25 protein-coding genes are annotated in these 24,435 nt (G+C 69.9%); 15 read left to right on the top strand and 10 right to left on the bottom strand.

Features of this window, described 5'->3' with window-relative positions; translation table 11 throughout:
- Positions 1 to 90 precede the first annotated feature (90 nt).
- A complete protein-coding gene (locus tag ACQP2O_RS09860; RefSeq protein WP_433181989.1) occupies positions 91 to 762 on the top strand; it encodes a cupin domain-containing protein in 672 nt (223 codons plus the stop codon).
- Positions 763 to 985: 223 nt separating this feature from the next.
- Here ACQP2O_RS09860 and ACQP2O_RS09855 read toward each other — a convergent pair whose 3' ends face one another.
- Positions 986 to 1,885 carry an SDR family oxidoreductase gene (locus ACQP2O_RS09855; RefSeq protein WP_433181987.1) on the bottom strand — a complete coding sequence of 300 codons (900 nt, stop codon included), beginning with the start codon at positions 1,883 to 1,885 and terminating at the stop codon, positions 986 to 988.
- Positions 1,886 to 2,190: 305 nt separating this feature from the next.
- Complete coding sequence (locus ACQP2O_RS09850; RefSeq protein WP_433181985.1) at positions 2,191 to 2,859, bottom strand: DedA family protein; 669 nt, start codon at positions 2,857 to 2,859, stop codon at positions 2,191 to 2,193.
- A gap of 121 nt (positions 2,860 to 2,980) precedes the next feature.
- On the opposite strand from ACQP2O_RS09850, the gene ACQP2O_RS09845 reads away from it, so the two are divergent.
- The 5 genes from ACQP2O_RS09845 to ACQP2O_RS09825 all read left to right on the top strand — a co-directional run bounded on the left by ACQP2O_RS09845 (position 2,981) and on the right by ACQP2O_RS09825 (position 9,983).
- Complete coding sequence (locus tag ACQP2O_RS09845; protein WP_433181984.1) at positions 2,981 to 4,021, top strand: serpin family protein; 1,041 nt, start codon at positions 2,981 to 2,983, stop codon at positions 4,019 to 4,021.
- A 230-nt stretch (positions 4,022 to 4,251) separates the two neighbouring features.
- Positions 4,252 to 7,920, top strand: a complete 3,669-nt coding sequence (locus tag ACQP2O_RS09840) for a multifunctional oxoglutarate decarboxylase/oxoglutarate dehydrogenase thiamine pyrophosphate-binding subunit/dihydrolipoyllysine-residue succinyltransferase subunit (protein ID WP_433181982.1) — start codon at positions 4,252 to 4,254, stop codon at positions 7,918 to 7,920.
- Positions 7,921 to 8,064: 144 nt separating this feature from the next.
- Positions 8,065 to 8,244: a DUF6104 family protein gene (locus ACQP2O_RS09835; RefSeq protein WP_252775676.1), complete on the top strand. Its 180-nt coding sequence runs from the start codon at positions 8,065 to 8,067 to the stop codon at positions 8,242 to 8,244.
- Positions 8,245 to 8,371: 127 nt separating this feature from the next.
- A complete protein-coding gene (locus ACQP2O_RS09830) occupies positions 8,372 to 9,178 on the top strand; it encodes a DUF4097 family beta strand repeat-containing protein (RefSeq protein WP_433181979.1) in 807 nt (268 codons plus the stop codon).
- 85 nt (positions 9,179 to 9,263) lie between these two features.
- Complete coding sequence (locus ACQP2O_RS09825) at positions 9,264 to 9,983, top strand: PadR family transcriptional regulator (RefSeq protein WP_433181977.1); 720 nt, start codon at positions 9,264 to 9,266, stop codon at positions 9,981 to 9,983.
- Positions 9,984 to 10,185: 202 nt separating this feature from the next.
- On the opposite strand, the gene ACQP2O_RS09820 is transcribed toward ACQP2O_RS09825, so the two are convergent.
- The 4 genes from ACQP2O_RS09820 to ACQP2O_RS09805 all read right to left on the bottom strand — a co-directional run bounded on the left by ACQP2O_RS09820 (position 10,186) and on the right by ACQP2O_RS09805 (position 13,218).
- Positions 10,186 to 11,154, bottom strand: coding sequence for a zinc-binding dehydrogenase (locus ACQP2O_RS09820; protein ID WP_433181975.1), 969 nt, complete (start codon positions 11,152 to 11,154; stop codon positions 10,186 to 10,188).
- Between the two features lie 33 nt (positions 11,155 to 11,187).
- On the bottom strand, positions 11,188 to 11,616 hold the full coding sequence (locus ACQP2O_RS09815; protein ID WP_433181974.1) for a type II toxin-antitoxin system VapC family toxin: 429 nt from the start codon (positions 11,614 to 11,616) through the stop codon (positions 11,188 to 11,190).
- The gene (locus ACQP2O_RS09810) at positions 11,603 to 11,872 is read right to left on the bottom strand and encodes a hypothetical protein (protein ID WP_433181973.1); all 270 of its coding nucleotides are present in this window, start codon (positions 11,870 to 11,872) and stop codon (positions 11,603 to 11,605) included. The genes ACQP2O_RS09815 and ACQP2O_RS09810 overlap by 14 nt, the downstream gene beginning before the upstream one ends.
- Before the next feature lie 161 nt (positions 11,873 to 12,033).
- A complete protein-coding gene (locus ACQP2O_RS09805; RefSeq protein ID WP_433181972.1) occupies positions 12,034 to 13,218 on the bottom strand; it encodes an NAD(P)-dependent malic enzyme in 1,185 nt (394 codons plus the stop codon).
- 301 nt (positions 13,219 to 13,519) lie between these two features.
- Between ACQP2O_RS09805 and ACQP2O_RS09800 the strand changes: the two genes are divergently transcribed.
- The 4 genes from ACQP2O_RS09800 (at position 13,520) to ACQP2O_RS09785 (ending at position 17,155) form a co-directional block, all read left to right on the top strand.
- Positions 13,520 to 14,380 (top strand): ABC transporter substrate-binding protein, encoded by an 861-nt coding sequence (locus ACQP2O_RS09800; RefSeq protein ID WP_433181970.1) that lies wholly within the window; start codon positions 13,520 to 13,522, stop codon positions 14,378 to 14,380.
- Between the two features lie 141 nt (positions 14,381 to 14,521).
- Positions 14,522 to 15,418 (top strand): ABC transporter substrate-binding protein, encoded by an 897-nt coding sequence (locus ACQP2O_RS09795; RefSeq protein WP_433181968.1) that lies wholly within the window; start codon positions 14,522 to 14,524, stop codon positions 15,416 to 15,418.
- 7 nt (positions 15,419 to 15,425) lie between these two features.
- A complete protein-coding gene (locus tag ACQP2O_RS09790) occupies positions 15,426 to 16,376 on the top strand; it encodes an amino acid ABC transporter permease (protein ID WP_433181966.1) in 951 nt (316 codons plus the stop codon).
- The gene (locus tag ACQP2O_RS09785; RefSeq protein ID WP_433181965.1) at positions 16,373 to 17,155 is read left to right on the top strand and encodes an amino acid ABC transporter ATP-binding protein; all 783 of its coding nucleotides are present in this window, start codon (positions 16,373 to 16,375) and stop codon (positions 17,153 to 17,155) included. The genes ACQP2O_RS09790 and ACQP2O_RS09785 overlap by 4 nt, the downstream gene beginning before the upstream one ends.
- 7 nt (positions 17,156 to 17,162) lie before the next feature.
- Here ACQP2O_RS09785 and sodX read toward each other — a convergent pair whose 3' ends face one another.
- Positions 17,163 to 17,504 (bottom strand): nickel-type superoxide dismutase maturation protease, encoded by a 342-nt coding sequence (sodX, locus tag ACQP2O_RS09780; protein WP_433181963.1) that lies wholly within the window; start codon positions 17,502 to 17,504, stop codon positions 17,163 to 17,165.
- 88 nt (positions 17,505 to 17,592) lie between these two features.
- On the opposite strand from sodX, the gene sodN reads away from it, so the two are divergent.
- Positions 17,593 to 17,994 carry a superoxide dismutase, Ni gene (gene sodN / locus ACQP2O_RS09775; RefSeq protein ID WP_433181961.1) on the top strand — a complete coding sequence of 134 codons (402 nt, stop codon included), beginning with the start codon at positions 17,593 to 17,595 and terminating at the stop codon, positions 17,992 to 17,994.
- A 174-nt stretch (positions 17,995 to 18,168) separates the two neighbouring features.
- Here the strand turns inward: sodN and ACQP2O_RS09770 are convergent, their stop codons facing one another.
- Positions 18,169 to 19,272, bottom strand: coding sequence for a cobalamin-independent methionine synthase II family protein (locus ACQP2O_RS09770; RefSeq protein WP_433181959.1), 1,104 nt, complete (start codon positions 19,270 to 19,272; stop codon positions 18,169 to 18,171).
- A gap of 212 nt (positions 19,273 to 19,484) precedes the next feature.
- On the opposite strand from ACQP2O_RS09770, the gene ACQP2O_RS09765 reads away from it, so the two are divergent.
- Positions 19,485 to 19,904: an anti-sigma factor gene (locus tag ACQP2O_RS09765; protein WP_433181957.1), complete on the top strand. Its 420-nt coding sequence runs from the start codon at positions 19,485 to 19,487 to the stop codon at positions 19,902 to 19,904.
- Between the two features lie 106 nt (positions 19,905 to 20,010).
- Positions 20,011 to 20,769, top strand: coding sequence for an RNA polymerase sigma factor SigF (locus ACQP2O_RS09760; protein WP_433190974.1), 759 nt, complete (start codon positions 20,011 to 20,013; stop codon positions 20,767 to 20,769).
- Between the two features lie 53 nt (positions 20,770 to 20,822).
- On the opposite strand, the gene ACQP2O_RS09755 is transcribed toward ACQP2O_RS09760, so the two are convergent.
- On the bottom strand, positions 20,823 to 21,200 hold the full coding sequence (locus tag ACQP2O_RS09755) for a hypothetical protein (protein ID WP_433181955.1): 378 nt from the start codon (positions 21,198 to 21,200) through the stop codon (positions 20,823 to 20,825).
- Between the two features lie 84 nt (positions 21,201 to 21,284).
- On the opposite strand from ACQP2O_RS09755, the gene ACQP2O_RS09750 reads away from it, so the two are divergent.
- Together ACQP2O_RS09750 and ACQP2O_RS09745 are read left to right on the top strand one after the other, a co-directional pair.
- Complete coding sequence (locus ACQP2O_RS09750; protein WP_433181953.1) at positions 21,285 to 22,211, top strand: diacylglycerol/lipid kinase family protein; 927 nt, start codon at positions 21,285 to 21,287, stop codon at positions 22,209 to 22,211.
- A gap of 259 nt (positions 22,212 to 22,470) precedes the next feature.
- Entirely contained in the window at positions 22,471 to 22,725 is a 255-nt protein-coding gene (locus ACQP2O_RS09745) for a WhiB family transcriptional regulator (RefSeq protein ID WP_360892601.1), read from the top strand.
- A 191-nt stretch (positions 22,726 to 22,916) separates the two neighbouring features.
- Here the strand turns inward: ACQP2O_RS09745 and ACQP2O_RS09740 are convergent, their stop codons facing one another.
- Positions 22,917 to 24,419 (bottom strand): histidine kinase N-terminal domain-containing protein, encoded by a 1,503-nt coding sequence (locus ACQP2O_RS09740; RefSeq protein ID WP_433181951.1) that lies wholly within the window; start codon positions 24,417 to 24,419, stop codon positions 22,917 to 22,919.
- Positions 24,420 to 24,435: the final 16 nt, after the last annotated feature.

The raw sequence follows: 24,435 nt of genomic DNA, 5'->3' as shown, positions 1-24,435 counted from the left end.
GACTCCCGGTGCGCGTGCGGCGGACGACTCCCGGTGCGCGGACGGCCCGGGATCCGCCGGTGAGATCACTCCGCGCACTACGGTGGAATCGTGCTCCTACTCACGACTCTCGACGCCTGGCGCGCCCGGCCGGACGAGCCGTTCCGCAGCGAGACCGCCGCGTACGCGCCGGAGGAGGACGCCGCCGCCCTGGCGACCGACGCCTTCGGCGGCGACCAGCAGGTCATCGCGCTGGTGTTCGACCACCCGCCGCTGACGCTGCCCGGCGCCGTCAACCGATCGACCGTCACGGAGATCCGGTACGCCCGCCGCGAGCCGAGCGGGCGGGTCACCGGCTTCCACACCAGGCCCGCGATCGCCGAGGCGCTCGACCTGATGCCGCACCCGGAGGGCGGCTGGTTCCGCGAGACGTGGCGGACGTCCGTACGGGTGGCGGCGCACGGCGGTGAGCGGGCGACCGCCACCGGGATCTACTTCCTGCTCGGGCCGGGCGAGGAGTCGATGTGGCACGCGGTCCGCTCGGACGAGGTGTGGCTGTGGCATCGCGGCGGCCCCCTGGAGCTGACGCTGGGCGGGGACGCCGACACCCCCGGCCGGCAGACCGAGACGATCATCCTGGGGCCGGAGGTCGAGGACGGCCAGCGTCCGCAGGCGCTCGTGCCGGCCGGCGTCTGGCAGGCCGCCCGGCCCGCGTCGGACCGGGAGGTCCTGGTCAGCTGCGTCGTCTCCCCCGGCTTCGACTTCGCCGACTTCCGGGTGTGACCCGGCCGCGACCGGGTCGCCCGCGACCGCGGGCGACCCGGGACGGCCGGGCTTAACCCACCGGCCCGCGGCTGCCGCGGGCCGGGCGCGGAACGCTCGCCGAGCCCGCGGGCGACGCGGAGACTGCCAGGCCGCGGATGTCGCGGACGGCCCGGAGCGCTCGCCGAGCGCGCGGGCGGCCCCAGGGCGTGTCCGCTGGATTTCCGTCCGGCCGCGCGACGCCCTACTGCAGCGCCTGGAAGAGCGCCGTCGTCTGCTCGCCGATGTTCTTGGGGAGCAGGTACGGCTCGGTCTCGTTGATCTGCTGCCAGTTGTCGCGGACGTCCTCGACGCTCAGCCCGTCCTTCTTGGTGAAGCCGGGGCCCTCGGCGACGAAGACCCGGGACACGCGCCCGCCGCCGACCGAGTAGGTCTCGCCGCTGCCATCGTTGCTCTCGTGGGCCAGCCAGACGACGACCGGCGTGACGTGTTCGACACTGAGCCGGTCCTGGAACTCGGCGGGGAACAGGTCCTCCGTCATCCGGGTCCACGCGATCGGGGCGATCGCGTTGACCTTGATGCCGTACTTGGCGCCCTCGGCCGCGAGCGTCTTGGTCAGGCCGACGAGGCCCATCTTCGCCGCCGAGTAGTTCGCCTGCCCGAAGTTGCCGAACAGGCCCGCCGGCGACGACGTCATGACCACCCGGCCGTACGCCTGCTCGCGCAGGTGCGGCCAGGCGGCGTGCGTGACGAGGAACGACCCGCGCAGGTGCACGGCGATGACCTGGTCGAACTCCTCCGGAGACATGTTCTTGAACGACTTGTCCCGCAGGATGCCGGCGTTGTTGACGACGATGTCCACGCGGCCGAACGCGTCGAGGGCGGCCCGTACGATCGCCTCCGCGCCCTCCGCGGTGGCCACGTTGTCGGGGCTGGCGACGGCCTCGCCGCCGTTCTTCTTGATCTCGGCGACCACGTCGGCGGCCGGGCCCGTGGAGGCGCCGGTGCCGTCGAGCGCGCCGCCGAGGTCGTTCACGACGACCTTCGCGCCGCGCGCGGCGAGCTCGAGCGCGTGCTGCCGCCCGAGGCCGTGGCCCGCGCCGGTGACGATGGCCACCCGTCCGTCAAACCGCAGTTCCGCCATTCTCCGTACCCTCCTCGCGACCTGATCTCCTGGACCCTGGGTCCGCCTTGCGGACAGTCTCCATCACTCGACCGAATCGCGCTCGGCCGGGGACCGCCCGGCCGGGTAAAGCGACGGCCCGCGATCCGTGACCGGATCGCGGGCCGTTGAGCGGTGCCGGGTCGGTCGCAGTGCGAGTAGCCGGAGACCCAGACGTTCCAGCCCGGGTCGGACGCGCCGCCCCAGTCGATGCGGTCGTGCGGGGCCTTCACCTTGATCGGGCCGGCGTAGGTGCTGTACTTGCCCACGTCGTCCGGCGGCGCCCGTCAGGGGCCGAGGTCGGGGACCGGCTTGGGCTCGTCGGCCGTCGCGTTCTCCTCTGCCGCGACGGCGTTCTCCCGGCGCTTGCGGCGCACCGACCAGACGATGAACGCCGCGACGGCGATGGCCGCCACCGCGATGGCCAGGACCCGCCCCGCCCACTGCGCCGCCTGTTCGAACGCGGCGCCGGCGAGGAAGCCGCCGGTCGTGTAGCCGACCCCCCACGCGATCCCGCCCAGCGCGTTGAACGCCAGGAACCTTCCGTAGGGCATCTTGGCGCTGCCGGCGAGGGCGGGCATCAGCGCCCGGAGCAGGGCGGTGAAGCGGCCGAGGAAGACGGCGACCGCGCCGCGCCGGCGCAACAGCCCGTGCGCCTTGTCGACCTTCGGCCGGTGCTTGTGGAGCACCTTCATGCCCAGCAGCCGGTCGCCGTAGCGACGGCCGATCTCATAGCCGACCGAGTCGCCGATGACCGCCGAGAGCACGATGACCACCATGAGGACGGGGAGGGAGACCCGGTGCTGGCTGGCCAGCACGCCCGCCACGACGATGGCGGTCTCCCCGGGGAACACGAAGCCGAAGAACAGCGCCGCTTCGGCGAAGACCAGCGCCGCGACGACACCGTAGATGACGGGACCGTGCAGGTTGAGCAGAGCGTGCGTGATGTGGCCCACAGGGCATCAACATCCCGTTTCCGGCGTCGTCATGTCAGTCATCGTATGAGCCCTGCTCACTGCGTGAATCGTCCTCTGGTCTGAGACCGGTCATTACTTTGGATACGGGAAGGAGCCACGCATGGACGACTTCACGCTGAATCTGCACCGCCGCCTGCCCCCGGAGGGGAACCTCGTCTGGTCGCCGTACTCGGTGGCGTCGGCCCTCGCGATGGTCGCCGCGGGCGCGCGCGGCACGACCCGGGAGGAACTGACACGGGTGCTCGGCGCACCGCCGGAGCGGCTCCGTCTCGCCGAGGCCGCCGTACTGGACGACGCCGAGATCGCGGTGGCCGACATCCTCTGGGCCCGCGAGGGGCTCGCCGTCGAGGACTCCTACCAGCGGGCGATCGCGGACCTTCCCGGGGCCGCGATACGGGTCGCCGACTTCGCCGCCGATCCGGAGGGCGCACGCCGGGCGATCAACGCGGAGGTGGAGAAGGTCACACGGGACCTGATCCGGGATCTGCTCCAGCCCGGCACCGTCGACCGGCGCACCGCCGCCGTCATCGCCAACGCCCTCTATCTGAAGGCCGCCTGGCGGCACGAGTTCGCCGAGCGGGACACCCGGCCGGGGCCGTTCCACGGCGCGCTGGGACGGCGCGAGGTGCCGATGATGCGGCGGACGGGGCGGATGGCGTACGCCGAGGCCGACGGCTGGCGGATGGCGACGCTGCCGGCCGGCGACGAGGTGGCGGTCGACGTGCTGCTCGGGCCGGGCCCCGAGGCCGCGCCGCCCGGGCTGGACCTCCTGCGGAGGCTGCGCGAGTCCGCGCGGTACGTGAGTGTGGCGCTGTCCCTGCCGCGTTTCCGGGTGGAGAGCCGGGCGAGCCTGGGTGACACCCTCGCCGCGCTGGGCGCCGGCACCGCCTTCACCGGTGACGCGGATCTGTCCGGCATGACCGCCGAACCGGTCCGCCTCGACCGGATCGAGCACAAGGCCGTGCTGGACGTGGACGAGAGCGGGTTCGAGGGCGCGGCCGCGACGGCCGTGGTGGTGACCCTGTCGGCCGTCACCGCCGGGCGTCCCGTGGAGTTCCGCGTCGACCGGCCGTTCCTGGTGTTCGTCCGCCATCCCGGCAGCGGGGCCGTTTACTTCGCGGCGCGCGTCACCGACCCGTGAGCCGACGCTCGACGTCGGTGCCGCCTCGAGAATGAGACGGGCATCACATCACGGGTGCCCAAAAGGGCGTGTCTTACCCTGATTCTGCCGAAATATGCCGTCGGTTTTGACGGAGATCTCCGAAGACCGCCCTGCCCGTCCCAGGCTTTGCCCCGCTTCGGCCGTCGGCCCGGTAGCCTTGTCACGGTTACTGATCCACCTGCGAGCCGCGGAAGAGGGCGATCGCCGCCGTGTCGACCCAGTCGTCGCGATCCGCCGCCGACCTGAACACTCCTGACTTCGGTCCCAACGAGTGGCTGGTCGACGAGCTGTACCAAAAATACCTAGAAGACCCCAACTCGGTTGATCGAGCCTGGTGGAATTTCTTCGCCGACTACCAGCCGGACCGGCCCGCCAAGGCGCCCGCCGGCGCCGACGGGACGGCCGCGCCCCCCACGGCGCCCCCCTCTCCCGCCCCCACGCCGAAGCAGACGCCCGCCGCCCCGGCCACCGCCGCCGAGAAGCCGGCCGCGCCCGCGAAGAAGCCCGCGCCCGCCCCGCAGACGCCCGCCGGCGCCGAAGAGGTGCGGCTGCGCGGCGTCGCCGCCCGCACGGTCACCAACATGGAGGCCAGCCTCGCCGTGCCGACCGCGACGAGCGTGCGCGCGGTCCCGGCCAAGCTGCTGATCGACAACCGCATCGTCGTCAACAACCACCTCAAGCGCGGCCGCGGGGGCAAGGTCTCCTTCACGCACCTGATCGGCTACGCCATCGTCCGGGCGCTGCAGGCGATGCCGGAGATGAACGCCTCGTACGCCGAGGTGGACGGCAAGCCCACCCTGATCCGGCCGGAGCACGTCAACTTCGGCCTGGCCATCGACTTGAAGAAGGACGACGGCCAGCGGCAACTCGTCGTGCCCAACCTCAAGGCCGCCGAGACCCTCGACTTCCGCCAGTTCTGGGCGGCGTACGAGGAGCTCATCCGCAAGGCGCGGGCGAACAAGCTCACGATCGACGACTACGCGGGCACCACGATCAGTCTGACCAACCCGGGCACCATCGGCACCGTCCACTCGGTGCCGCGGCTCATGCCCGGCCAGGGCAGCATCATCGGCGTCGGCGCGATGGAGTACCCGGCCGAGTACGCCGGCACCTCCGAGGAGGCCCTCGCCCGGCTCGGCATCAGCAAGGTCATGACGCTGACGTCGACGTACGACCACCGCATCATCCAGGGCGCCCAGTCGGGTGACTTCCTGCGAATGGTGCACCGGCTGCTGCTCGGCGAGGACGGCTTCTACGACGAGATCTTCGAGGCGCTGCGGATCCCGTACGAGCCGGTCCGCTGGGTGCGCGACATCAGCGCCACGCACGAGGACGACGTCGCCAAGGTCGCCCGCGTGCACGAGCTGATCCACGCCTACCGCGTGCGCGGCCACCTCATGGCCGACACCAACCCGCTGGAGTACACCCAGCGCCGCCACCCCGACCTCGACGTCCTCAAGCACGGCCTCACCCTCTGGGACCTCGAGCGCGAGTTCGCCACCGGCGGCTTCGGCGGCCAGTCGACGATGAAGCTCCGCGACATCCTCGGCGTGCTGCGCAACTCCTACTGCCGCACCGTCGGCATCGAGTACATGCACATCCAGGACCCCGGCGAGCGCGCCTGGATCCAGGCGCGGGTCGAGGTCCCGCACGACAAGCCCGACCGCGAGGAGCAGCTGCACATCCTCGGCCGGCTCAACACCGCCGAGGCGTTCGAGACGTTCCTGCAGACGAAGTTCGTCGGGCAGAAGCGGTTCTCCCTCGAGGGCGGCGAGTCGCTGATCCCGCTGCTCGACTCGGTGATCACCGCGGCCGCGCGGGACCACCTCGACGAGGTCGTCGTCGGCATGGCCCACCGCGGCCGGCTCAACGTCCTGGCCAACATCGTCGGCAAGTCCTACGGCCAGATCTTCGGCGAGTTCGAGGGCAACCTCGACCCGCGCAGCGCGCAGGGCTCCGGCGACGTGAAGTACCACCTCGGCGCCGACGGCGACTTCGTGACCCGCGACGGGTCGAAGATCCGCACGGCCCTGGTGGCCAACCCGAGCCACCTGGAGACCGTCGACCCGGTCGCCGAGGGCGTCGTCCGCGCCAAGCAGGACCTGCGCGACGTCGGCGAGGGCGGCTTCACCGTCATGCCGATCCTCATCCACGGCGACGCGGCCTTCGCGGGCCAGGGCGTCGTGGCCGAGACCCTCAACCTCTCGCAGCTGCGCGGCTACCGCACCGGCGGCACCGTGCACATCATCGTCAACAACCAGGTCGGCTTCACGACGGCGCCGGAGTACTCCCGCTCCAGCGTGTACGCCACCGACGTGGCCCGGATGATCCAGGCGCCGATCTTCCACGTCAACGGGGACGACCCCGAGGCGTGCGCGCGCGTGGCCCAGCTGGCGTTCGAGTACCGGCAGGCGTTCAACAAGGACGTCGTCATCGACATGATCTGCTACCGGCGACGTGGTCACAACGAGAGTGACAACCCGTCGTTCACGCAGCCGCTGATGTACGACCTCATCGACGCCAAGCGGTCGGTCCGCAAGCTGTACACCGAGGCCCTGATCGGCCGCGGCGACATCACCGTCGAAGAGGCCGAGCAGGCGCTGCGCGACTACCAGCAGCAGCTGGAGCGGGCGTTCAGCGAGACCCGGGAGGCCACCAAGCAGCAGGCGCCCGCGGACTTCGACCGGCCCGACGTCGAGCGCATCCCGGTCGACCACGCGGGGGTCGCGACCGCCATCTCCGACGAGACGGTCAAGCGCATCGTCGACACCCAGCTCAACCTGCCGGAGGGCTTCACGCCGCACCCGCGCGTCCAGCCGCTGCTGGCCAAGCGCGCGCAGATGGTGGAAGAGAACGCGATCGACTGGGCGACCGGCGAGATGTTCGCCTTCGGGTCGCTGCTGATCGACGGCCGTCCGGTGCGCGTCGTCGGCCAGGACACCCAGCGCGGCACCTTCGGCCAGCGGCACGCCGTGCTCTTCGACCGCAGGACCGGCGAGGAGTACACCCCGCTCAAGCAGTTCGGCCAGGGCACCTCGAAGTTCTACGTCCACGACTCGCTGCTCAGCGAGTACGCCGCGATGGGCTTCGAATACGGCTACTCCATGACCCGCCCGGACGCGCTGGTCTGCTGGGAGGCGCAGTTCGGCGACTTCGCCAACGGCGCGCAGTCGATCCTGGACGAGTACATCTCCTCCGGCGAGCAGAAGTGGGGTCAGCGCTCCAGCGTGGTCCTGCTGCTGCCGCATGGCTACGAGGGCCAGGGCCCGGACCACTCGTCGGCCCGCATCGAGCGCTACCTGCAGACCTGCGCGCAGGACAACATGACGGTGGCGCAGCCGAGCACCCCGGCGAACTACTTCCACCTGCTGCGCTGGCAGGCGCTGTCGCCGCGGGAGAAGCCCCTCGTCGTCTTCACGCCGAAGTCGATGCTCCGGCTGAAGGCCGCCACGTCGGCCACGTCGGACCTCACCTCGGGCTCCTTCCAGCCGGTGATCGGCGACCCGGCGCAGCCGGGTCAGGTCCGCCGGGTGGTCCTCACGAGCGGCAAGCTCTACTACGACCTGGCCGCCGCCCGGGAGAAGTCCGGCGATACCTCGGTGGCGCTGATCCGCGTGGAGCGGCTCTACCCGCTGCCCGTCGACGAGATCAAGGCGGAGCTGGCGAAGTACCCCGCCGACGCCGAGCTGATCTGGGCGCAGGACGAGCCCGCGAACATGGGGCCATGGACCTTCATGGCGCTGAAGCTCCCGCCGTACCTGGAGGGCCGCGAGCTCAAGCGGGTGTCCCGCCGGGCGAGCTCCTCGCCCGCCGTCGGGTCCGCCAAGATCCACACGCTGGAGCAGCAGGGTCTGGTCGCCGCCGTCTTCGGCGACTGACCACCGGGCCCTGGGACGTGTCCGGTGGATCTCGTTCGCAGCGAGCGGCACGACGATCCACCGGCGTTACGGCGCTCCGCACGGTCGTGTGCGGGGCGCCGTTCCGCTCCGGGCTCTGAAGCCACATCGGACAAGAGGTTGAGCATGTACTTCACCGATCGGGGGATCGAGGAACTGGCCGACCGGCGCGGCGAGGAAGAGGTCTCCTTCGTCTGGCTGGCCGACCGGCTGCGGGAGTTCGTCGATCTCAACCCCGAGTTCGAGACACCCGTCGAACGGCTGGCCACGTGGCTGGCGCGGCTGGGCGACGAAGACGACGACTGACGGATCGGCCCGCCCGCCGATCCCGGCAGGTGGGCTCCCGCCCTATAGACGCGATACATCTTGACTTTCCCCGAACACGACATATCTTGTTAAGGGCGAAAGCGTCTTGACGGAAGGGGATCGTGCCGTGGCGCGCTGGACCGTGGATGAGCCCAAGACGATCGATTTCGACGGCGTGGTCGCCCTCCGGGCGAACATCGTGGCCGGCACCATCTCCATCCTGGCGAGCGACGAGAAGCCCGCACTGCAGGTCGGCGAGATCTCCGGGCAGCCGCTCGAGGTGATCCACGAGGCCGGGATGCTGACCGTCAACCACAAGAGCGGCGGCTGGGACGGCGTCCTCAAGTGGCTGCAGAACACCCGGGGCCGGGTCGCCATCACGATCACCGTTCCGCCCGACTGCCCGGTCACCCTCAACCTCGTGACCGCGAACGCGGTCATCACCGGCCTGTCCGGCCGGGTGTCCGTCAAGACCGCGTCGGGCGCCGTCACCCTCGACGGGGTCACCGGATCGATCGACGCGAACACCGCGGCCGGGGACATCGAGGCGCAGGGCCTCGCCGGCTCGGTGACCTTCAAGTCCGTCTCCGGGAACCTCGCCCTGGCCGGAGGCAGCCTCGACCGCCTCGCGGCCCACACGGTCACCGGCAAGGTCACCACCGACGTCGACCTGCGCGCCGACGGCCGTGCCCAGGTGAACACCGTCTCCGGCGAGGTGACGATGCGGCTGCCCGCGTCGACCTCCGCGACGGTGACCCTGACCTCCGTCACCGGCCGCGTCGACGCGGCGTTCCCGGAACTCAGCCGGCAGGACCGCCCGATGGGCAAGGACGTCACCGGTACGCTCGGCGACGGCGATGCGTCCCTCTCCGTCAACTCGGTCTCCGGCGCCGTCACGCTGCTCAGCCGGCCGGGCCCGGAGGAGCTGACGTGATCGGCGGGCGAGGAGGATGAGCGGGCGATGAAGTCGCAGCGAGAACGAGACCGGTGGTGAAGCGCGTGAGGAGGGGTGGCCAGAGATGAGCCCCGTGTTCGGTCATGGCCGGCTTCGGTTGTACCTGCTGAAGCTGCTCGAAGAGAGCCCACGGCACGGCTATGAGGTCATCCGCCTGCTCCAGGACCGCTTCCTCGGCGTCTACTCGCCCTCCCCCGGAACGATCTATCCGCGGCTGGCGCGCCTCGAAGAGGAGGGCCTGGTCACCCACGAGGTCGTGCAGGGCAAGAAGGTCTATCGCCTGACCGACGCGGGCCGGGCCGAGCTCGAGCGCCGGATGGACGAGCTGGCCGAGTTGGAGGAGGAGCTCACCGAGTCCGTACGCGACATCGCCCGCGAGGTCCAGGAGGACGTACGCGACACGGTGCGATCGCTGCGTGAGGAGCTCACCCAGGCCGCCCGCGAGGTGCGCAAGCAGGGCACGGCCGGCGCGACGCAGAACTTCAAGGAGACGAAGCGTCGGCAGAAGGACGAGTGGCAGCGCCAGAAGGACCACTGGCGGGAGCACAAGCGCGTGCTGAAGGAGGAGTGGCGGCAGACCTGGGACGACGCCTGGGCGACCGCCACGGGCACCACAGAGGACGCGGCGCGCGTCAAGCTCGACCGGGCCCTGCGGAAGTTCGTCGAGGAGATCCGCGGCGCGGCGCGGGACGGCGTCGATGAGGAGCAGGTCGCCGCGGTACGCGCGCTGCTCACCGAGACGTCCGCGCGCCTGCGCACGGAGATCCTCGGCCAAGACGAGTAACGAGCCCCGCCCCGGCCGGTGACCACCGGACGGGGCCGTCGGACCGATGACGGTCAGGCCGGTGACCACCGGACGGGGCCGTCGGACCGATGACGGTCAGGCCGGTGACGGGCCTGGCCGGTGGGCGTCAGGTCAGTGGGCGTCGGACCGATGACGGTCGGGCCGGTGACCGCCAGGCCGGGCGAGGTCTGACCGGTGGCCGTCAGGGGTTAAAGACGATCTTCCCGAAGATGTCTCCGCCGATCATCGCGGCGAACCCGTCCCGAGCATCCCGCAGCGGGATCGCACGGTCGATCCGGGGGCGCACCCCGGTCTTGTCGAGGAAGCGGGCGAGCCGTACCAGCTGGTCCCGGGTGCCCATCGTGGAGCCGACGACCGAGAGCTGAAGGAAGAACACGCGGTTCAGCTCGGCCGGCGGCACCTGGCCGCTGGTCGCGCCGGAGACGACGATCCGGCCGCCGGGACGCAGGGACTTCAGCGAGTGCGACCACGTCGCCTGGCCGACGGTCTCCATGACCGCGTCGACCCGCTCGGGCAGCCGTGCCCCGGACTCGAAGACCTGGTCCGCGCCGAGCTCGAGCGCCCGCTTGCGCTTGTCCTCGCCGCGGCTGGTCGCCCAGACGCGGTAGCCGGCGGCCGACCCGAGGGCGATCAGCGCGGTGGCGACGCCGCCGCCCGCTCCCTGGACCAGGATCGTCGACCCGGGCTCCAGCCCGGCCTTGTCGAACAGCATCCGGTAGGCGGTCAGCCACGCGGTCGGCAGGCAGGCCGCCTCCTCGAACGACAGCGAGGCCGGCTTGGGCACGAGGTTGCGGCGCGGCACCGCGACCTTCTCCGCGAAGGTCCCGTCGTACGTCTCCGACAGCAGGGAGCGCTTCGGATCGAGCGTCTCGTCGCCGCCGCCCCGCTCCGGATCGCCGATCACCGAGTGGACGATGACCTCATTGCCGTCCTCGTCGACCCCGGCCGCGTCGCAGCCGAGGACGATCGGCAGCCGGTCCTCGCGGATCCCGACGCCGCGGAGCGTCCAGACGTCGTGGTGGTTGAGCGCGGTCGCCCTGACGGTGACGGTCGTCCAGCCCTCGGGAACCGTCGGCTCGGGACGCTCCCCCAGCTCCAGCCCATTCAGCGGATCGTCGGCATCGATACGTGCGGCAGTGACGGCGAACATGGTTGGCACTCTAACCCGGCACCCTGCGAAGGATCAGTTGAGGGGATGCCGCCACCGCAGGCCCGGGAACCGGCTGAAGCCCTTGTCTGCGGTGATGAACTCGCAACCGTGCTCGATGGCCAGGGCCGCGTGATAGGGGTCCGGAACGGTGTTCCCCCTGGCCGCCGACTTCTCGCACAGCTCGGTGAAGATCGCCCAGTTCCGGGGACCAGGCACGAGAGGCACGCAGTTGGAACGGTTCCGGACGGCTGACGCGGCGGCCAATGCCGTCGGAAGCGGCGTCGGATCCTTGTAGACGCGCGGGTTGGTCACCACTCGGACGAATCCGCTGAGAGCGAGCTCCGAGACTGCGAACGGCTCGGGACTGTCCATCATGGCGAACAGCCACGACCGGTATCGCTCATGCTCGGCCATGTCCGGCCGGTGAGCGTAGACGAGGACGTTGACGTCAACCAGCCGCATCGTGCGCTCGCATCCGGTAGTACTCCTCTTCGTCTTCGTACATGAGAGCCTTGAGGACGCGGGGATCGTTCAGGTCGATGTCGGGACTCGCCGGCCCGCTTCCCCCGTAGACAGGGAAGTCCACCGGCTCTGGTTCCCGCGTTCGCGTGCGCTGGAGCAGCTGGCGCAGCGCGTCCTCTATTACCGAATTCAGGCTGCGATGCTGCTGAGCGGCGAGCGCCTTGGCGTCCGCGAGTAGCTGATCGTCGATCCGCACCGTTGTCCTCCGCATGCCTTCAGTGTCAGCAGCGTGACATAAATATGTCAATGATCACAATCAGTTTCCAGATAGTTACACTACGCTTCCATTCATCGGCAAAACGAGGCCGCGGCCCGCACTCGCTGAGCGTGTGCGGGCCGCGGCTGTCGGCGTACGGGTCAGAGGCGGGCGACGCCTTCCTTGCGGGCCTGGTCGGCGACCGCCTGGGTGACGGCGGGGGCGACGCGCTCGTCGAACGGGCTGGGGATCACGTAATCCTCGGACACGTCGTCGCCGACCACGTCGGCCAGGGCGCCGGCCGCGGCCAGCTTCATGCCCTCCGTGATCGTGTGCGCGCGGACGTCGAGGGCCCCGCGGAACACGCCGGGGAACGCCAGCACGTTGTTGATCTGGTTGGGGAAGTCGCTCCGCCCCGTGGCGACCACGCGGGCGTGGCGGCGGGCGATCTCGGGGTGGATCTCCGGGTCGGGGTTGGACAGCGCGAACACGATGGCGTCGTCGGCCATCACGTCGAGGCAGTCCTCGCGGATGGTGCCGCCCGACAGGCCGATGAAGACGTCCGCGCCGAGGAGGGCGTCCTCGGTCGAGCCCTTGAGCCCGGCGCGGTTGGTGTCGCGGGCGAGCGTCTGCTTGATCGGGTTGAGCCCGTCGCGGCCCTCGTGGATCAGGCCCTTGCTGTCGGAGACGGCGATGTCGCCGATCCCGGCGTTCAGCAGGATGCGGGACACGGCGACTCCGGAGGCGCCGGCGCCGGCCACGACCGCCCGCATCTTCGCCAGCGGCTTGCCGGTGAGGCGGGACGCGTTGCGCAGCGCCGCCAGCGCGACGATCGCGGTGCCGTGCTGGTCGTCGTGGAACACGGGGATGTCGAGGGCGGCGCGCAGCCGATCCTCGATCTCGAAGCAGCGCGGCGCGCTGATGTCCTCAAGGTTGATGCCGCCGAAGCTGGGCGCGAGCCGGGTGATGGTCTCGACGAGCTCGTCGGTGTCGGTGCAGTCGAGGCAGATCGGGACGGAGTCCACGCCGGCGAACTCTTTGAAGAGGAGGGACTTGCCCTCCATGACGGGCATGGCCGCGGCCGGGCCGATGTCGCCGAGGCCCAGCACGGCGGTGCCGTCGGTGATGACGGCCACCACCTTGGACGTCCAGGTGTAGTCGTAGGCGAGCTCCGGGCTCTCGGCGATCGCGCTGCAGACGCGCGCCACACCCGGGGTGTACGCGAGGGCGAGGTCGTCGTTGTCCCGGACGGGGACGGTCGAGCGGACCTCCAACTTGCCTCCACGGTGCAACGCGAAGGCCGGATCGGCATCGTAATCGTGCGGTTCGACAGGCTCAGCAGCCACAGCGACCCCTGCTACTAGTGAGAAAAACGGGCAGACGACCGCTTTTGCCTCCGGGTCAATGGACAGCGCGCGGTCGTCTCTCGATGTACGGGGGTCACCCGTCGACCAATTATCCCACACGCTCCAGCGGGCGCCAGTCAGGGGGTCCGGGTGCCCACCGCAACGGCCTCGGCCGTTATCCATTCGTATCATTGTTGATCACTTCTCGGGCCGGAGTAGGCCAAGATGTCGTCTGACTTCCCCCTTCATCCCACCTCCGCCCCAAGGAGGAACACTGCGTCCCCGTCCACTCGTCCGCCGCTTGGTCGCGGCGGGCCTCACCGCGCTCACCACGACGTTCGTCCTGTCCGGCTGTAAGGACTCCGACCCGGCCACCGCGCTGGGCCGGGTCAAGAAGGCCGGCAAGATCGTCATTGCCACCGACGCCCTGTACCCGCCGAACGAGTTCAAGCAGGGCGAGCACATCGTGGGCTTTGACGTCGACCTGGGCGACGCGATCGCCCGGAAACTGGGCGTCAAGGCCGAGTTCCAGGACGTGAAATTCGAGTCGATCATGCCCGCGCTGAGCGAGGGCAAGTACGACATCAGCCTCTCCTCCTTCACTGACACGGCGGAAAGGGAGAGCCGGTTCGATTTCGTCACGTACCTGTCGGCCGGCACGATGCTGCTGGTCCGAAAGGGCAACCCGAAGCACCTGCGGCCCGATGATCTGTCCCTGTGCGGGCGGCGGGTCGCCGTCGAGAAGGGCACGACCCAGGAGGACGAGCTCACGCCGGAGAGCGCGGCGAATCCGAACGCCGGTTCGCGCCTGAAGGCGTGCCAGAAGGCCGGCCGGCCGGTCCCCATCCGCCTGTCGTTCGACGACCAGGCCGCCGCCAACGTGGCGCTGGCCAAGGGTCGCGCCGACGGCGTGCTGGCCGACGCCCCTTCCGCCGACTACGGCGCGAAGCAGTCCGCCGGCCGCTTCGAACTGTCCGGGCAGGCCTACGGGACCGCGCTGTACGGAATCGCGGTCCCCAAGCACCACGAGGACCTGCGGGACGCGGTGTTCAAGGCGGTCAAGGAGCTGATGAAGGACGGCTCCTACCAGGGGCTCACCGACAAGTGGGGGATCTCCGCGGGCGCCGTACGCGAACCCAGGATCAACGCGGCGAGCGGCTGATCCACCCGCCAGAGATCATCCGGCCGTTGCGGGATTGTTTCAAGGCAGTAATCGCACTTGAGACGGGGTTGCGCCAAGATGTCCCGAAACTACCGAGCAATCGACCGGGGCGTTACGCCCTGTCATTAGGAGGAGGACGCCGTGCACAGCGGTCTTCGCCGTCGCGCCCTAGGGGTGGGCATCACAGTCCTGGCGACCGCCCTCGCCATGTCCGCCTGTAACGCCAAGACGACGACGCGAGGCAGTAAGAGCGCGCTCGACACGATCAAGAAGAACGGCAAGATCGTGATCGCGACGGACGCGTCGTACGCCCCGAACGAGTTCAAGCAGAACGGCCAGATCGTCGGGTTCGACGTCGACCTCGGCACCGCTATCGCCAAGAAGCTCGGCGTGAAGGCGGAGTTCCAGGACGTCAAGTTCGACAACATCCTGCCCGCGCTGCAGAGCAAGAAGTACGACATCAGCCTCTCCTCCTTCACCGACAACAAGCAGCGGGAGGCGGCCTTCGACTTCGTGACGTACTACACCGCGGGCACCGGCCTGATGGTGAAGGCGGGCAACCCGCAGAAGCTCTCGCCGGACGACCTGTCGCTGTGCGGCAAGAAGATCGCCGTCGAGAAGGGCACCACGCAGGAGGACGAGCTCACGCCCAAGTCGGCGGCCAAGCCCGACGCCGGCGCCCGGCTCGACAAGTGCAAGCAGGGCGGCAAGCCCGCCCCGACCAGGATCTCGCTGGACGACCAGAACGCCGCCAACCTGGCGCTGGGCAACGGCCGCGCCGACGCGGTCCTGGCCGACTCGCCGGTCGCCGCGTACGCGGCCAAGGAGTCCGGCGGCAAGTTCGTGATCTCCGGTAACGCCTACGACACCGCGCCGTACGGCATCGCGATCCCCAAGAACGAGAACGACCTGCGGGACGGAATCCTGAAGGCCGTGAAGGACCTGCTCTCGGACGGCACGTACAAGCAGCTGACCGAGAAGTGGGGCATCTCGCAGGGCGCCGTCACCGACCCGAAGGTCAACGGCGCGGGTGGCTGAGACTGACGTGACACAGATCGACGACACCACCGGACCGACACCGCCTGAGAGCATCAAGGCGGTGCCGGTCCGGCACCCCGGCCGGTGGGTGAGCGGCGCGGTCATCCTGGTGCTGGCCGCGATGTTCGTCCACATGCTGTTCACGAACAAGCAGCTGGACTGGTCGACGTTCCGCCATTTCTTCTTCGACGGCGGGATCGTCAAGGGCCTCGTCGCCACCCTGGAACTGACCGTCATCGCGATGGCGATCGGCATCGTGGGCGGCATCGTCCTGGCGCTGATGCGCCTGTCCGCGAACCCGATGCTGTCGTCGGCGGCCTGGCTGTACATCTGGTTCTTCCGCGGCACGCCGGTCCTGGTCCAGCTGATCTTCTGGTTCAACATCAAGTCGCTGATGGGCGACATCTCGCTCGGCATCCCGTTCGGCCCGGTGTTCATCACCTGGGACGTCAACAGCCTGGTCACCACGTTCATCGCGGCGATCCTCGGCCTCGGCCTGAACGAGGCCGCGTACATGTCGGAGATCGTCCGGGCGGGCATCCTGTCGGTGGACGAGGGCCAGACGGAGGCGTCCCAGGCGCTGGGCATGCGCCGCCTGCAGATCATGCGGCGCGTCGTGCTCCCGCAGGCGATGCGAGTGATCATCCCGCCCACCGGCAACGAGACGATCTCGATGCTGAAGACGACGTCACTCGCCTCGACCGTGGCGTTCACCGAGCTGCTCAAGGCCGGCGAGGACATCTTCAACGCCAACTACAAGACGATCCCGCTGCTGATCGTGGTCAGCGTCTGGTACATCATCGTGACCTCGGTCCTCTCGGTCGGGCAGTACTACCTGGAGCGTCACTACGGCCGGGGTTCCTCACGTGAGCTGCCCCCGACCCCGCTGCAACGCCTGCGGCGGAACCTGACGACCTTCCACGCCAAACCCCCGGCCGTACGGGAGGGGTCCGCATGACCGAGAACGCACCCGCGAGCGACGTGATGGTCAAGGCCGAGGGCATCCACAAGTACTTCGGCCGGCTGCACATCCTGCGCGGCATCGACCTGGAGGTCAGATCCGGTGAGGTGATGTGCGTCATCGGACCGTCCGGCTCCGGCAAGTCGACGTTCCTGCGCTGCGTCAACCACCTGGAGAAGATCGACTCCGGGCGGCTCTGGGTCGACGGTCACCTCGTCGGCTACCGCCAGCGCGGCGACAAGCTGCACGAGATGCGGGAGAAGGAGGTGGCCGCGCAGCGCCGGGACATCGGCATGGTGTTCCAGCGGTTCAACCTGTTCCCGCACATGACGGCCGTGCAGAACATCATGGAGGCGCCGACCCGGGTCAAGGGCGAGTCCCGCCAGGTCGTACGCGAGCGGGCGCTGAAGCTCCTCGACCAGGTGGGCCTGTCCGAGAAGGTGGACAGCTACCCGGCCCAGCTGTCCGGTGGTCAGCAGCAGCGCGTGGCCATCGCGCGGGCCCTCGCCATGGAGCCCAAGCTCATGCTCTTCGACGAGCCGACCAGCGCGCTCGACCCGGAGCTGGTCGGCGACGTCCTGGACGTCATGCGGCAGCTCGCGGTGGACGGCATGACCATGGTCGTGGTGACCCACGAGATGGGCTTCGCCCGCGAGGTGGGCGACTCGCTGGTCTTCATGGACGAGGGCGTCGTCGTGGAGGAGGGCGACCCCCGCGAGGTGCTCACCGACCCGCAGCACCGGCGCACGCAGGACTTCCTGTCGAAGGTGCTCTGAGCCGGGATCAGTCCGGTATCCGCGCGCTCCGGCCTCGCCGGGGCGCGCGGAGCCGTACGGAGGGCCGGGGCCAGTAACGCGCGATCACCCGCCCGACGATCAGGTCGTCGGGTACGGCGCCGAAGTCCCAGCTGTCCTGCCGGCCGGGGGCCCGCTGGTTGTCGCTCTCCAGCCACCACCCGCCGCGCCCGCGCCAGGCCACCCGCTTGACGATCAGCCGGGCCTCGCGCGGATGACGTGCCACGACGATGTGGCCGGGGGCGAGACGGGCGCCACGCCGTACGAGCAGCCAGTCGCCGGGCCGGAGCACCGGCAGCATCGACTCGCCCGTCACCTCGACCGTCTGCACGTGGCATACCTCTCTGCGAGTGGGAACGGGTACCAGGAGTAGTGTCTGCTATCGGAGCATGATCCGAAACAACGGAAGGGACACGCAGGTGCTTGCACGACTTCTGCGCCCCAAGACCACGGTGTCGGCCCACTGTGACCTGCCCTGTGGCGTGTACGACCCGGCACAGGCGCGGATCGAGGCCGAGTCGATCAAGGCCATCGTCGAGAAGTACGAGGCCAACGACGACCCGATCTTCCGCGCCCGGGCACTGATCATCAAGGAGCAGCGCTCCGAGCTGGTCAAGCACCACCTGTGGGTGCTCTGGACCGACTACTTCAAGCCGCCGCACTTCGAGAAGTACCCGCAGCTTCACCAGCTGTTCAACGAGGCCACCAAGCTCGCGGGCGCCAGCGGCACCAAGGGCAGCCTCGACAAGGCCAAGGCCGAGGAGCTCCTGGCCAAGATCGACGAGATCGCCAAGATCTTCTGGGAGACCAAGAACGCCTGATCCGGCCTGTCTCGTCTGCAGGATCGGACGGTGGCGGGCCGGTCGGTCCTCGCGAGGACCGACCGGCCCGCCACGCGCTTTTTCCAGGGCTTCGAGACCGAGCCCCAGGCCCACACGCACAGGGCTTTGAGACCAAGCCCCAGCCTCACACGTGCAGGGCTTTGAGACCGAGCCTCAGCCCCACACCCGCTGCGCGACGGACACGACGAGATCCAGCTTGCGCCGCTGGTCGTCCCAGGTCAGCGGGTTGCCCTGCACCTCCGACGCGAAGCCGCACTGCGGGCTGATCGCCAGGTCCTCCAGGGGCTTGAAGCGCGACGCCTCGTCCACGCGCCGCGCGAGCGCGTCGGGGTCCTCCAGCGCTCCCGTCTTGGTGGTCACCAGGCCCAGGACGGCGGTCGTACCGGCCGGAACGTGCTTGATCGGATCCAGGTTCCCGGCGCGTTCGGTGTCGTACTCCAGCAGCCAGTGGTCGACGGGGATCCGGCCGAACACGTCTTCGGCGATGCCGTCGTAGGCGCCCTCGTTGAACCACTGGCCCCGGTAGTTCCCTCGGCAGATGTGCATCCCGACGACGACTCCGGCGTCGCGCAGGCCGCCGACGATCGCGCGGTCGGCCTCGACGCACCGGTTCAGCAGCTCTCGCGGGTGCAGGCCCTCCGCTTCGAAGACGGGGATCAGCCGCTCGTTCACGAAGCTCGTGAAGCACGGCGCGTCGATCTGGACGTGCCGGACGCCGTCCCGCGCCAGCGCCTCCGCCTCCGTCCGGACGACCGCCGCGAGATCGTCGACGATGTCGGCCCGGGTGGGGTACGCGCCGTCGCTCACGCCGCGCTGCCAGTTGGCGACGACGAAGTTCGTGACCTCGGGGATCGCCAGCTTCCACGGCCCCGGGGCGTGACCGGCCAGGAACGCCGCCTCCCGGTCGGTGAACCGGTCACGATGCCGCAGCCTCCCGCCGATGAGGTTGAGGATCGCGTCGTCCTCGGTCCGCTCCTCCCCTTCGGCGTTCCAGTCCAGCACGGGCGCCTGGCTGACGAAGCCGTCCGTCGCCGCGGTCAGGGGGCTCATGAAGTCGTTCCTGCGGTACTCGCCGTCCGTGTACACGCCGATGCCGCTGTCCCGCTGCAGGGCGAGCGCTTCGAGGATCGCCCGGTCCTCGACCTGCCGAAGTTCCTCTCCGTCCATCTGACCGGCCGCGTGGCGTTCACGGGCCTGGAGAAGGGTTGGAGGGCGTAGCAGACTGCCCACGTGCAGGGCCTTGCTGGAGAAGTCCATCGGCGCGCCTCTCTGCCGGTCACGGATGATCTTCCGGTGGACCCAATAACCTACGATCCCTTGACCATGACCGAAAGCCCCTGACCATGGCCGAAACGAGGCCGCCTCACCTCTACGATCATCACTTCGACGACCGAGCGCGCCGGATGCGCGCCCAGGTGCGTTGAGGCGGTAGTTTCGACAGCAGCGGGTAGCCCCAACGAGGGAGTGACGTGACCGAGGAAACCGCGGCCATGCCGGCGAGTGTGTCCGACGTGCGCGACGTCGTGACCGTGCGGCTGCCGGCCGACAGCGCCTACCTTTCCGTGCTGCGCACGGCCACGGCCGGGCTGGCGGCACGCCTCGACTTCAACCTCGACGAGATCGAGGATCTGCGTATCGCGATCGACGAGGCGTGCGCGATGCTCCTGGCCCAGGCGGTGCCTGGCACGGACCTGACGTGCGAATTCCAGCTCAATGACGACGCGATGAGCATCTCGGTGTCGGTTCTGACCGTCGACGGCCTGGAGCCGAGCCGCGACACCTTCGCCTGGACGGTGCTGAGTTCGCTCGCCGGCGACGTCGACGCCTCGGTGGGCGTCGACGACCGGGTGACCATCGTGATGAACAAACGGCGCGGGAAGACGTCGTGAACGCCGCGACCCCCACGGCTCTCGACCACCGCCCACGCGGCCTCGGGCCGCTGAGCGAGGTGGACGCGTGACCGAGAAGACCACGGTGGCCGGCAACGAGCACGGCGTGCCCGACCGAGCTCGAGCACGTCAGCTGTTCGAGCGCCTCGCCACCATGCCCGCAGGCGACCCGGAGCGGCAGCGCATCCGCGACGAGCTCGTAGAGCTGCACCTGCCGCTCGTCGAGTACCTCGCCCGCCGCTTCCGCAACCGCGGCGAATGGCTGGACGACCTGGTGCAGGTCGCGACGATCGGGCTGATCAAGTCGATCGACCGGTTCGACCTGGAGCGGGGCGTGGAGTTCTCCACGTACGCCACGCCGACGATCGTCGGAGAGATCAAGCGGCACTTCCGCGACAAGGGCTGGGCCGTCCGCGTTCCGCGCCGGCTCCAGGAGCTGAAGCTGTCGCTGACCAAGGCGATCAGCGACCTCGCCCAGCGCGAGGGCCGCGCGCCGACCGTCAGCGAGCTGGCCGAGCACCTGCAGATGAGCGAGGAGGAGGTGCTCGAGGGCCTGGAGTCGGCCAACGCCTACTCCACCGTCTCCCTCGACGCCCCCGACTCCGGCGACGAGGACGCTCCGGCGGTCGCCGACTCCCTGGGCATCGTCGACGAGGCCCTCGAGGGGGTCGAATACCGCGAGTCGCTCAAGCCGCTGTTGGAGAAGCTCCCGGCCCGGGAGAAGCGCATCCTGCTGCTGCGGTTCTTCGGCAACATGACCCAGTCGCAGATCGCCGCCGAGCTCGGCATCTCCCAGATGCACGTGTCCCGGCTCCTGGCCCGTACGCTCGCCCAGCTCCGCGACGGCCTTACCGCCGACGACTGAGCAGAACATGAAGCACCCCCTGCCGACGTGGCGGGGGGTGCTTCGTCTTCCGGCTAGTCGTCGATCAAGGCGCGGGTCGTGGGCGGGCTGAGCAGCGCGACGGCACCGGCGACGGCCACCACCACGAGGACGACCCCGAGGACCGCGCGGTGGCTCTGGAACATCGACACGGCGATGATCAGGGTGAAGATCTGGGTGAGCAGGGCCGGGGCACGCCCCCAGCGGCGTACCTGCCACAGTCCCCAGCCGACCGCGATGATGCCGGCGCCGCCGAGGACGGCCATGAAGGCGAGGGCGACGGCGCTCGCGAGGTCGTGGGGACGGCCGATGACGGCCTCGATGCCGACGTACAGGCCGACGGCCAGCACGGCGACCCCTTCCAGGGCCTCGACGAGGGCGGCGGCGCTCAGGGTGGCGGGACGTGTGGACACATCCAGGAACACTAGTGGGGCACGCCCGCCCGTGATGCCCAGGCCGCGCCTTCCCCTGTTCTGCGGTGAACTACCCTTTTGGTCGTGCGCGCACTCTTGATCGCCAATCCGAAGGCGACCACCACGTCACGGCGAGCCCGGGACGTGCTCATGCGCGCGTTCGCCGGCGAGGTGCGGCTGGAGCTCGCCGAGACCCAGCGGCGCGGGCACGCGACCGAGCTGGCCGAGCAGGCGGTCGCCGAGGGCTATGACGTGGTCATCGCGCTGGGCGGCGACGGCACCGTGAACGAGGCCGTCAACGGGCTGCTCGCGGGCGGCCCGTCGGAGGACCTGCCGGCTCTCGCGGTCGTCCCGTCGGGCAGCGCGAACGTCTTCGCGCGTTCGCTGGGCCTGCCCAACAACGCGCTCGACGCCGCGGGCCAGGTGCTGGAGGCGCTCCGGGCCGGCCGGCACCGGACCGTGGGCCTCGGCATGGCCGACAACCGCTACTTCACCTTCTGCGCCGGCCTGGGGCTGGACGCGGAGGTCGTCCACGCCGTCGAGCAGCTCCGGTCGTCCGGGTCCCGCGCCTACTCCACGCTGTACATCCGGACGGCGCTGCGCCAGTTCTTCGTGCTGACGGACCGCCGGCGTCCGGCGCTCACCCTCGAAGTGCCCGGCAAGCCGCCGCTCGGGCACATCTTCCTGAGCATCGTGTCGAACACCTCGCCGTGGACGTACGCCGGGCCGTGGCCGGTCGACCCGAACCCGCGGGCGGCGTTCGCGACCGGCCTCGACCTGTTCGGGCTACGACGGCTGGATCTGCTGTCCACGCTGGGCGTGCTGCCGCAGATCCTGCCGCCGTTCAAGCGGCTGCCGCGCGGGGGCCACGTCGTGGGTCTGCACGACCTGCCGGAGTTCACGCTGCGGTCGCACCGGCCGATCGCCTTCCAGGTCGACGGGGACTACCTCGGGCAACGCGAGGCAGTGACCTTCCGCTCCGTTCCCAAGGCGGTTCGCATCGTGATCTGAGTCACGAAGCGACGTTCATGTTTCGGTCATGTGACACACACGACAGCCATACTTTGAGAAAGTTTTCTCAAAGGTCTTGCGCCCTCTCTGACGCCCTGGGAATCTCTAAGTGGCGCGCGGCATTCGGGTATCGCCCCTGGTCGAGACCGCCATGAACACTTCCCGGACCCTCACCCAATGGTCCACGGACTGTTCGCGACATCGTGAAACCGTTCACAAGTGGAGTCGACACTTCACGCGCTACGAAGGAGTGGACCGCATGGACTGGCGCCACCGCGCTGCCTGCCGTGACGTGGACCCCGAGCTGTTCTTCCCGATCGGGAACACCGGCCCCGCACTGGTGCAGATCGAGGAGGCCAAGCAGGTATGCCGCCGCTGCCCGGTGACCGACGCCTGCTTGCGCTGGGCCCTGACCTCCGGTCAGGACGCCGGCGTTTGGGGCGCCCTGAGCGAAGACGAGCGACGCGCCCTGAAGCGCCGGAACGCCCGCGCCCGCGCTCGCGCCCACGCCTGAACACAGACGACACCGCATCGTGGTTCGCAGGTCGGTCCACGACAGCGGACGGCACTGACGCCCACGGCCCCACGGCCGCGGGCGTCGGTCGTTTCCGGGCCCTGGACGGCTGATCGGCCGGGTCTCGCCCCGCGAGCCGGCCCAGTGTGATCTGCGGTTCCCACCGGCCACGATCCGCCTCGGCGGACCGATCAGCCCGGCGGCGCGGTACGCGGCCCCTGGTCCAGCGGGATGTCCAGGACCACCTCCGTGCCCCCGCCCGAACGCGGGCGCAGGTCGATGACCCCGCCCAGCTCTCCCACGATCAACGTCCGCACGATCTGCAGGCCCAGGCTCGAGGCCGACTCGACGTCGAAGTCGGCCGGCAGCCCGCTCCCGTCGTCGGCGACGAGGACGTTGAGCCGCTCCTCGCCGCGGGTCACGACCACCTCGAGCGATCCGGCGCGGTTGGCCAGCCCGTGTTCCAGGGCGTTCTGCAGCAGCTCGGCCAGGACCATGGCGAGCGGCGTGGCGATCACCGCGGGCAGCACCCCGAAGCCACCGACCCGCCGCGGGCGTACCCGGGTCTCCGGCGCGGAGACCTCCCCCGCCATGGCCATGACCCGGTCCGCGATGTCGTCGAAGTCGACGAGCTCGTCGGGCGTGTGCGACAGCGTCTCGTGGACGATCGCGATCGAGCCCACCCGGCGCACCGCCTCCTCCAGCGCCTCCCGTCCCTCCGGCACCCGCAGCCGCCGCGCCTGCAGGCGCAGCAGCGCCGCGACGGTCTGCAGGTTGTTCTTCACGCGGTGGTGGATCTCCCGGATCGTCGCGTCCTTGCTCATCAGCGCCCGGTCGCGCCAGCGCAGCTCGGTGACGTCCCGCAGCAGGACCAGCGCGCCGGTCCGTTCGCCGTCGACGATCAGCGGGATGGCGCGGAGCTGGACGATCGCGCCGTTCGCCTCGATCTCGGTCTCGCGGGCGGCGCGCCCGCCGGCGACCACCGCCAGCGAGTCGTCCACCGGGGCGCTGACGAGCAGCGCCGTGGTGTCCCTCAGGAGCGTGCCCTCCAGGTCGGTGGCCAGCCCCAGCCTGCGGTACGCCGACTGGGCGTTGGGACTGGCGTAGAGCACGCGCCCGTCGTGATCGACCCGGACCAGGCCGTCGCCCACGCGCGGGGACCGCGCGAGGTTCGGCTCCTCGCCCGGGAACGGGAAGCGCCCATCGTTGATCATTTTCGCCAGGTCGCTGGCGCTCTGCAGATACGTCAGCTCCAGGTGGCTGGGCGTACGCGCGGAGCTGAGGTTCGTGCTGCGCTGGATGATGCCGAGGATCCGGTCGCCCCGGCGTACGGGGATGGCCTCCTCCCGGACCGGGATGCCGCTCCCCCACTCGGGGTCGCCCTCCCGCCAGATCCGCTGCTCCGCCCACGCCACGTCGATGAGGCCGCGCGTCCCGGGATCGGCGACGACGCCGACGAGGTCGTCCGGGTAGGCCGTCGGGCCCGTCGTCGGCCGGATCTGGGCCACCGCCACCCAGCCCTCCACGGTGCCGTTCTTCCGGGGGCGGCGCGAGGTCAGCGGGACCCAGAGCACCAGGTCGGCGAAGGACAGGTCCGCGAGCAGCTGCCAGTCCGACACCAGGGCGTGGATCCATTCGAGGTCCGCCGCGTCGAGATCGGTGTGCTGCCGGGTCAGGTCGGTCAACGTGGGCACCTCTGCATAATCGCAG

The sequence above is a fragment of the Actinoallomurus sp. CA-150999 genome (assembly GCF_050942425.1).
In the GTDB taxonomy this organism is placed as follows: Bacteria; Actinomycetota; Actinomycetes; order Streptosporangiales; family Streptosporangiaceae; genus Actinoallomurus.
Note: the sequence above shows the minus strand (reverse complement) of the source record. Positions and strands in the feature narration are given on the sequence as shown.